Below are 786 nucleotides of genomic sequence, written 5' to 3'. Positions count from 1 at the left end.
GGACCGGCCGGCCGTGCTCGCCGCCGCGGTCCGGGCACCGGCGTCGCGACCGGCGCGGACACCGGACGCCTCCGCCTAGACCTGGGGCTCGCCCCAGGCGTCGGACACCTCCGCGTAGAGCTGGGACAGCTCGGGGGATCCGCTGTCGGCCCAACTCAGGCCCGCCTCGATCACGTCCAGCAGCTGCCCGGAGGCCAGCCGCACCATGGGCCGCTCCCCCGCCAACACCTCCCAGGCCGCGCCCCGCACGGTACGGACGATCACCGTGCCCAGGTACAGGCCGGCGTCGGTGCCGAGCGGGGTCAGCACGTCCGGGTCGTCCCGCCAGTGGGGCACCATCTGGTCCAGTGCCTCCAGCGAGACCGCGGAGTCGTCCAGTTGAACGCCGCCGGCAAGCGCCTGGGAGCGCAGCGTCTCGCACTCCGACAGCAGCTGGTTCACCCCTTCGGCCTCCTCCTGGCCCGAGCCGAGTACCGCCACGCCGGCCGACGGCCCGTGTCGCTTGCGCCAGTTGTCCAGGAAGGGGATGTTCATACCCTTCAGGGTCGCATTCGGACCCTGACTCCCGCCACAGGCGCGCGGCGCCTGATGTACACCCGTGCGCCTCCGGGCGTGCACCGGCACCTCCCCCGCGGCGGCTCGGAAGGCAACCGGTCCGCGCCGTCGGGGAGTCGGCGTCCACGAAGGGGCACGCGTTGCGTATCCGTGCGTACAGCACCACCGTCGTACTCATCATGGCCGCGGCCACCGTGCCGGGCGGCCCGGCCGCGGCCGACGGCCGGACGC

Annotated in this window: 1 protein-coding gene; it reads right to left on the bottom strand. The window is 74.0% G+C overall.

What is annotated here, in order from left to right; genetic code table 11:
- Window positions 1-75 precede the first annotated feature (75 nt).
- Window positions 76-534: a DUF6278 family protein gene (locus tag ACYVE9_RS29205; RefSeq protein ID WP_461030889.1), complete on the bottom strand. Its 459-nt coding sequence runs from the start codon at window positions 532-534 to the stop codon at window positions 76-78.
- Window positions 535-786 lie beyond the last annotated feature (252 nt).

This window comes from Streptomyces sparsus (assembly GCF_054776295.1).
Note: the sequence above shows the minus strand (reverse complement) of the source record. Positions and strands in the feature narration are given on the sequence as shown.